Source organism: Campylobacter concisus, from assembly GCF_902460625.1.
GTDB lineage: Bacteria > Campylobacterota > Campylobacteria > Campylobacterales > Campylobacteraceae > Campylobacter_A > Campylobacter_A concisus_AD.
This window is the reverse complement of the sequence record NZ_CABPUT010000003.1, coordinates 161809-170210: the sequence shown is the minus strand read 5'-3', so window position 1 is coordinate 170210 and position 8402 is coordinate 161809. Positions and strand designations below refer to the sequence as shown.

7 protein-coding genes are annotated in these 8402 nt (G+C 31.9%); all 7 read right to left on the bottom strand.

The genetic code is table 11. The annotated features are described in order from the left end of the window. On the bottom strand, nt 1-498 hold a 498-nt coding region (locus F3G69_RS02995; RefSeq protein ID WP_188115327.1), incomplete at its 3' end, for a retention module-containing protein. Between the two features lie 238 nt (nt 499-736). Next, nucleotides 737-3595 (bottom strand): type VI secretion system Vgr family protein, encoded by a 2859-nt coding sequence (locus tag F3G69_RS02990; RefSeq protein ID WP_188115326.1) that lies wholly within the window; start codon nt 3593-3595, stop codon nt 737-739. Then, nucleotides 3595-4140 (bottom strand): hypothetical protein, encoded by a 546-nt coding sequence (locus tag F3G69_RS02985; RefSeq protein ID WP_223155864.1) that lies wholly within the window; start codon nt 4138-4140, stop codon nt 3595-3597. Before F3G69_RS02985 ends, F3G69_RS02990 begins: the two co-directional genes overlap by 1 nt. Beyond that, nucleotides 4137-4628 (bottom strand): hypothetical protein, encoded by a 492-nt coding sequence (locus F3G69_RS02980; RefSeq protein ID WP_103600720.1) that lies wholly within the window; start codon nt 4626-4628, stop codon nt 4137-4139. Before F3G69_RS02980 ends, F3G69_RS02985 begins: the two co-directional genes overlap by 4 nt. 182 nt (nt 4629-4810) lie before the next feature. After that, on the bottom strand, nt 4811-5332 hold the full coding sequence (locus tag F3G69_RS02975) for an Hcp family type VI secretion system effector (RefSeq protein ID WP_054195925.1): 522 nt from the start codon (nt 5330-5332) through the stop codon (nt 4811-4813). Nucleotides 5333-5397: 65 nt separating this feature from the next. Continuing rightward, nucleotides 5398-6318, bottom strand: a complete 921-nt coding sequence (locus F3G69_RS02970; RefSeq protein WP_085658348.1) for a hypothetical protein — start codon at nt 6316-6318, stop codon at nt 5398-5400. A 9-nt stretch (nt 6319-6327) separates the two neighbouring features. Beyond that, nucleotides 6328-8402, bottom strand: a 2075-nt coding sequence (locus F3G69_RS02965) for an ImcF-related family protein (RefSeq protein ID WP_316341840.1), incomplete at its 5' end; no start/stop codon positions are given.

The window sequence follows — 8402 nt, the reverse complement described above, 5'->3', positions numbered from 1 at the left end:
TATTGCTCCAGCCCCAACAGCACTTCCACCACTTACACCAAAGCTATTATCTCCACCTGCTGCTAGAGCTAAAGCATCTATGCTTCCTACATTAGCATTTATGTTACTAATGTGGCCTCCTTCTGCAAAGCTAGTAGAAGATAAGCTTACGCCATCTCCACCATTACCACCTGCTTGTGGACCACCTGCAGCAGTTTCTTCTAGAGCATTAAGATCTGTTCCTTTTAAGATGGCTTGTTGTAAAGCTGAGATATCAGCTACTGTTTCGTTATTGTTAGAGTCTTGATCTAGAGTTAGAGTGTCTTTACCTATTAAAGTTATATCTTTACCATCAGTTTGAGTTATTGTTACTTTAGAGTTAGAACCCTCTGTAACTATCTTTTCACCTTGGTATACAATATCTCCTACACTTAATTGTCTTACCTCTCCTGTTAAGTCATTAAGTGCTCTTGCTATTCCTCCGTTTACGCTTTTAACTACTCCGGCTTCTTTAGCCATCATATTCTCCTTATTGTTTATAGTATTTGAAATTTTGAATGAATTATATAAATTTTAGAAGTATATGTCTATTGTACTGGGGTACAGTGTTGAAAAATTTTTGTGTGACGATCTTTTATTGTAGCCCTAAAATTTAGCCTTTGCCTTTAAAATTCTTAGCATTAATTTTAGTAGAAATTGATTTTATTTAAAAATTTAAAGACCTACTAAAATAGAAAGTAAGTCTTTAAATATGATCTTATAAAGCCTTTATATCTCCACCGATAACTCTTAGCCCTCTACTATCAAATATTGCCTTTACGCCAGCTACTTCTATCACGACGCTTGATCCTTCTATCGTTACTTTTGTGCTACCTACTTGATGGATTATCTTATCTTTGGCATTTACCTCATAAGTCGTCTCTATATTGCTAAATTTTGAATCAGCAATCTCAGTGTACTGGGCAGCTGTTTTTGTTGTGAAATTTGACTTAGCATTTATATCAATGTAGCTATTTGCCTGAAGCACAATATGCTCGTTACTAAATTCATTTATGCCTTTTTGTGAATTTAGCTTATAGCCACCATCTATATTTTGCTCTTTTGTGCCTTTTACCTCTTTCATCTCATCATTATGTATGGTCGTATTAAGATTTGATTTTACTTCTACAAATTTATCATGTCCTACAAATTCATGACTATCTTGACCTACTCTTGTGTTATTATCAACAGCTACGTTTAGCGTATTTGAGACACCAACTACTGTATCTTTTGAAAGTCCAACTGTTGTTAGATACTCGCCTCCGACATTTACATTTTTTGCTAGATCTATCGTCTGAATGTGGGCTTTTTTTACTCGTTCGGTGTAACTTCCATGCACTTGTGAGCTTTTGTCATTTAGTATTGTTTGAGAAAAGTCGTTATTTACAAGCTCGTCATAGTCCTTTTCTGCTTTTACATAAATTTGCTCTTTATTTTTTAAATTTGATAAAGTGATCTCGTTTATGCCGGTCTCATTTGCGCCAATTGTTTTTGAGCTAAGAGATGTTTGGTGATAGTTGCTATCCACATTTACAAGTGGCGTATTTGAAGCATTATATAGGCTACCACTTACTACTGGGTTGTCTATGTCATTTTGTAAAAACGAGATGATAACCTCATCGCCGATCCTTGGTATGGCAAAAAATCCTGAGCTATTGCTAGCAATAGGCGTTATCACTCTTAGATAAGCGCTCTTGTGATAGCTTGCGTTGATAGCGTCGTCTTTATCGATTATCTCTTGCGTACTAAAAGCATTTAACCTCACCTTTACCCTACCATAGCTATCAGTATGGATCGTGTTATTTTGGCTGTTTAGTCCATCTTGACCGACTACAAGACCTAGCGTGATGTCTGGTGCTTTTGGTTTTTGTTTGTAGCTTGGGACAAATTTCACACTACTTGGAATGATACTTATCTCATTTGTGTATGAGCTTATAAATTTTTTATCTTTAAATGGGACATTATCGCCCAAATTTAAGGTATTTTCTAAAACGCTCTCATCAATATAAGTATGCTTTAAAGCTATTATTTTAAACTCATATTCGCCCTTGCTAGCGTCAATGGCTACCGAGATATTGTCATTTAAATTTAGTGCAAATACATTTGAGCTAGCGGTAAATTCTTTTAAAAGCATATCGCTTCTTAGTTTCTTAAGGTAGGTGCTAACTTCAAGCAAGCTAGTATCACTAAATGAATACTCGTCCAAATTTATATGCTTATCATAGATATTTACCTGCTCGTCAAATATCTTTTCATTTTTACTCTCCAGCACATTTGGATAAGCTGTATTTTGAAAAGAGTGCGTAAAGCTATTTGCCTTTAGTGTTTCGCTCTTTGTTATTTTATTTATATGCTCGGTTGCTAGATTATTATTCAAATTTACATTAAAACTTACCTTTCTAGCTTCCTTGCCACTACTTGTATCGCTTGAAGTAAAATTTTCATTTTGATTGCTATAAGCTAGTATAAATGTATCATGAAAGTAAATTTTTTCATTATCTTCGTAAAAATATATACCGCTATCATGGCAAAGCCTTGTTATGAAAGCTAGATCACTCTCATTGTACTGGGCTATAAATTCTCTTTTGTTGTAGTTATTTTTGATATTTGAGAAGTCCAGCTCTTTGGTTAGTCTTTGTTTATTAAAAGCCAAAATATCCTTTACTACTTCTAAGATACTCTGGTCCGTATAAATTCTATTTGCTCTATTTATACTTAGCCTATATAGCGGTGAAGTTAGCTTAAATTTAAAGAAGTACTTTTTATCTATATTTGTACTAGTCTCATCATCTACGCCAAGATACTCTACATCGCTTACTATTCCACTAAAGTGCATATCGTTTGAGCTACCATCTGGAACGATGGTTTTATTTGTTGAAGAAGGCCTTTTTATGCTTAGCTTTATACTTTTATCAAGATATTTATATATGCTTGAGTAGCTTTTATCGTTATTGTAGATGGTGTCTAAATTTTCATAAAGCGGGTTTTTCACCAAATTTATATAGGCAAAGCACTCTATGCTAAATATACTTTCTAAATTTTCATAAATATCTGCACGTGTAACGATAAATTTATCGTTTGACTCGTTTGCTATCTGAAGAGTCGAGAAGGTATCGTTAGATACGCCGTAGTCCACAAAGCCGTCTGTTGCTACTGAATTACTAGATGCTAGCATGACAGGCTTGGCTAGTGATGATGTTGGTGATGTTAAATTTTTGTCCATTTGTTGCTCTTTCAATCTTTTTTCGTTTTCTTCTTCTTGTAATCTTTTTTCAAATTCTCTAATATCAGCATCAGTAATTTGGTATACCGATTTTGTTTCCTCTAATATTCCTTTATCTTTAATTTCCTTGTAAATTCTAAATTTTCTTTCTTCATCAGTATCAACCCCGGTTTTGGCTACTTCTGTTACTGTATCAAAAATCTTCCCTACTATTGGAGGTTTAGGATAAAAACTATTAAAATCATCCATAGCTTTTTTAGCCTTTTTTGCCGTAGTTTCACCGCCTATTTCTATCGGCTCAGAAATTTTATCTTTTATGTCCAGTTTCTTCTTGCTTATATTAAATAAATCCATTATTTATTCTCTTTTTTTAACAATTTCAATAAGTCTTTTTCATCATTTACAAGCGTTAGTACTTTCTGTAAAAGAATATAGCCTTTTGGGTCTTGTCCATGTTCTAAGAGTTTTTTAATTAGCTTAAATTTCTCTTCTTTAAATTCTTTATATTTTTGAGTTTTAATAAATTCTAATAGCTCAGGACTTGGTGACTGTCCTTCTAGCTTAACACCATTTTCTTCGAAAAAAAGTAAAAAGTCTAATCCTATTGAACCAGCCAACCATACATTAGGTACTGCACCTTTTCCTAAAATCTCGTCAATACTTTTAGGCTTATTTGCGCTATATGCAAATTCTAATAAACTGGCTTTCATTGTGAAATTCGGTAAATTTATACTAGCATTAGCATCACATCCGAGATCATCTATGTAGTATTTTATATACTTAGCCGTCTCAGTGTCACTTAAATTTTTATTAAAAATGAGCCCAAACATATCCGTGCAGTTTGCTTCGTGTGAATATAAAGATGTTATGAGAAATATAATTATTGCTAATTGCTTCATTGCACTAATTCCTTTTGAGTTCTGTTCTTTAATAAATTATCTAGATCTTTTTCATCATTTATGAGTGTCAAAATATATTTTAAATATTTGTAGTCTTTAGGATCTTGTCCGTATTGTAGTTGCTTTTTAATTAATTTAAATTTCTTTTCTTTAAATTCTTTATATTTTTGAGTTTTTATAAATTCTAGTAGCTCCTTGCTAGGTGTTTTACTCTCAAATCCAACTCCATTATCTTGAAAAAAGAATAAAAATTCTGATCCCATAGAAAAAGCTAATCTACCATTTGGCTTTGTGCCTTTATCTAAAAGGTCATCAAAAGTCTTAAATTTTTTCATTAGAAAGGCGATTTCTAATAAATTTGGCTCATATCTAAGTTCATTACTTTTAAAAGTTATATTCGCATCGCAATTAAACTTGTCTATATAGTAATCTATGATTTTAGTGGTATTTTCATCACTTACATTTTTATCAAATATAGCAGCGAACATATCCGTACAATTTGCTTCGTGTGAATATAAAGATGTTATGAGAAATATGACTATAACTAGGTGTTTCATATCGCATTTCACATATCATGTTAATTTAAAAGATAAAGATAAAAAGGGCTCATCTGTGTCCTTCTAGCTAGAAGATGATTTTATTAACCCTAGGGGTAAACCCTAGGTTGGTTTTAAGCTTTTTTAGTAGCTTCTCTCCAGTCGTCGCTTCCGCTTGTGCCTGCAGCTACGTGTTCCCAAACTATCTTTCTATAGTTCATTGAAACTTTGAAAAGCTCTGTTTTGTCGCTGTTTAGCTTGTCTTGAGCATTTGGACTTACTAGAGTAATATCTGTTATAGTTGCATCTTCTAGTTTTGTAGTAAAGAAATGCTCCGCACCACCACTAGTTGATGTTCTATACCAATAGATCTCAACCTCTGGAAGTCTTTCACCTTGTGTTAAAGCATTGTAAAGAAGTGGAACAGCTTTATTTAGTGATGTAGTAAAACTAAATGGCTTATGGACTCTTTGACCTGATGGTTGGCCACTTTGTGGATCAGTTGGAACTGTTACTATATGAGAAACCTCTTGAGCCATGATCTCATCTTCGTGACCTGACTGATAGCGATTACCTATACTAGCTTCTGTTGAAGCACCACTTGAAATAAGTCCTTGTGTAGAACCTTTCACTTTAATATACACTGGTTGTGACATATTTACTCCTATTAAAAAGTTTGGATTATTCTATCTTTTATTTACTTTCTGTTTTATTAAAAACATTACTTTTTTAACATATAGCTTTGAAGAGCTTTATGCAATAGATAATTAAACGCTTCCTTATCTTCCTTAGTGCTTTTTAGTACGGCTCCTGAAAGATATTTAAAAAATGAGTTATTCTCGACTATATCATACATTTGGCTATACAGCTCTTTGCATATAAGCTTAACCAAAACAGTATTTATTAGTTCTGTCGAGTCACTAAGAGGAAGAGTTTTCATGATTGTTTCCATATCTTTTGTATTTAAAGTCCTAGTCTGCTCACTTATAGGGCTCATATTTGGTTGCAATTTTATACTCTCAACTATCTTTGTCAAAAGCTCATCCATGCTTTTTGCAGTAAGCATATTTTGATTATTTGCATTTTCTTCTTCATCAAAATTTTGAGCTATCTCATTTAAATTTAAAACTGCATCGTGCGCATTTTCATTTAAAGTGATATCTTTTTTATCATTTATTAATGAGTTTATCTTTGGCTCTTCTTTAAAATCAACATTTGAAATTTTACCAACTGGCTCAAAACGTTTATCATCAAGCTTGTCAAAATTTTTCGTATTTTCTATTATTTTATGGGCTTTCCCTATATATTCATCAATCCTAGAAGGGTCTATAAATATAAATTTTAACTCCCCTATCCTAAAGACATCGCCCAAATTTATGACGCTCTCATAGTCATCTGGAAGCTTTGAATATGAATCACTATAAAAAATTTCACAATCTTTATAGCCACAAATTGTGAAAACCCCCTCTTCAAATCCAACATGAGCGTGTTTTGGTGCGATTGAATCACTCATATCATTACAAGAAAATTTTGTAGTATCTAACGAGCCTATATCACCACCATTTTCATCAAAAATGATAAATTGAGCTGAAAAGCTTGACGCTTTATCGTAATTTTGTATAACTGCTGCTATTTGTTGCATATTTTTTCCTTAATAAAGCATCTTCTTTGGTAAATTTATCGTTGGTATGATATCCATAAGCTCTAAAAGCTCTCCTCCATTTGGCGTTACTTCAAAGCCAAAATATGAATCTCTTCTACCATCAAAATTAAGCGTACTAACGCCAACACTACTAAAATTTGAAGCCTTTAATATCTTATACCAGCCCCATTCTCCATCAAAGCTTAACTCTTTTCTCTCGCTTCCAGTACTTGAAACTGCGTTGAATTTAAACTGTGTTGATATATCAAAATTTTTGCTTGAAACTATCAAATTTGAGGCAATTGTATGATCATAAATCAAAGAGTTATTAGAATAGCTAATATTTATATGGCTAAAATTTGCCGATAAGTCGACAGCTTTTAAATTATAATTTAATTTTAGCTCATCATTTGAATCAAGCATTAAATTTGAAATTCTGTCTATATAGGCAATATTTTTAAGGAAATCTCTGCTAAATCTTAGCTCTTTTGCGTATTTTGGTCTTATTTTATAACCATCAGCGGTTTTACTTAAGATTTGTTTTAGATATCTATCATAAAAGCTATTCCAAGTTCCGTTTTTACCAAAGAATCTTTTAAATTCTTCTATACTGACAGCCTTTGGAGATTGTTCATTAAATGGATAAAATGGCTTGATAAGACTTTCAAAATCATCAAAAACATCATCTCTATATGCTGTTGATAAAAGCGCTGAAGCGCCATTTTCTACTTGTTTCCATGCAAGTGTCGATAACTTTTGATAATATTCATTTAACTCATCTGGAAGCTTCTTAGCATCATTATTTAAGACAATGAATGGGTCGTTTTCATTTTTTATACCATTTATTGCATAAACTATTTTATCATCGTTACTTTGAAGCATTTCGAAGTTATAGTCACTAACCTTTTTATAAACGCTTGTTACATCGTTGCTTATAATATCTAGCAAGTCATTAGAATTTAACGTATGGTAATTGGTAAATTTAGCACTAAAATCACTGAAAACACGTTTTATCTCACTTGAAGCAAATCCTAGAGAATAGATATATTTTAGTAAATTCTCATCATTTAAATTTGTATTTTGATTAGTTAATTTTATTAAAGAATTTAAAGGATTTTCTCTCTTTGACAAGATGTCGAGCTCTTCTATGACCTCTTTTTTTGTGCTAAATTCATTTGGTTCTATTTCTCTTAAAATTTGGCTCCACTTATCAGCATAATTTTGCAAATAAAGCTCTATTACAGCAATACTTAGCTCTTTCTTATCATTTGAACTAATATCTTTTAAAGAAGAATTTGTCTCCATTAGCCAAGATTCTATTCCAGCTGTTTGATCTATGTTTGAGCTAAGCTTTGACAAGAAATCTCTTAAATTTTCTTTTGTATAAATTTTATTAAATGGCTTAAATGCTTCTTTTTCTTGGACTACTGTGTATAAATTTTCAACATCTTTTTTAATATCGTAAAAAGATTTATCGTCTTTGAATGATATGAACTCAAGTATATAGTAGAGCCTTTGTGCTCTTTGGACAGGTGATAGCCTCGTATTTGCTATACTTTGAGCAACTGTATCTGCGGTTATATTTAAATTTTCTGCCTTTAAAATAGCCTCAATATGAGCTAAAAATTCATCTTTTGCAACGCCATATTTTTCAAATTTATCCCAGTTTGTGCTAATCCAAATTTTAAATAAATCCACATTTGTGTAATCTTTGTCAAAGAGCGAATCATACATATAAAATGCTTTTATTAGCTTATCTGGATCAATTTCATTTTTTAGTATATTTTCCATTTCAGTTAAAACTGTATTTTTGAAAAAATCAGCATTTAAATCATAGTAAAGTGCTTTAACTGGAGTGAAGCCTTTATACGAAGTATCTAGTGTTATATACTCAAATTTAGTATCACCGCTAAAGATTCTTGGATAGTCATTTAGACTTTGTTTTAGTAAATTTAGAAGCTCAATCTTTTGTGTTGGAGAGAGATCCTTATATTTTTTACCATCAAGGTATGAAGAAATTTTATTTGCATTATTTATAGCATTTTGCTCTTTTATATTTTTGGTATCTAGAATAAAACTAGAAC

Excerpts from the sequence above, each read along its gene's own strand:
- F3G69_RS02985 (WP_223155864.1), bottom strand. The coding sequence starts at position 4,140 with ATGAAGCAATTAGCAATAATTATATTTCTCATAACATCTTTATATTCA.
- F3G69_RS02990 (WP_188115326.1), bottom strand. The coding sequence starts at position 3,595 with ATGGATTTATTTAATATAAGCAAGAAGAAACTGGACATAAAAGATAAA.
- F3G69_RS02980 (WP_103600720.1), bottom strand. The coding sequence starts at position 4,628 with ATGTTCGCTGCTATATTTGATAAAAATGTAAGTGATGAAAATACCACT.
- F3G69_RS02970 (WP_085658348.1), bottom strand. The coding sequence starts at position 6,318 with ATGCAACAAATAGCAGCAGTTATACAAAATTACGATAAAGCGTCAAGC.
- F3G69_RS02975 (WP_054195925.1), bottom strand. The coding sequence starts at position 5,332 with ATGTCACAACCAGTGTATATTAAAGTGAAAGGTTCTACACAAGGACTT.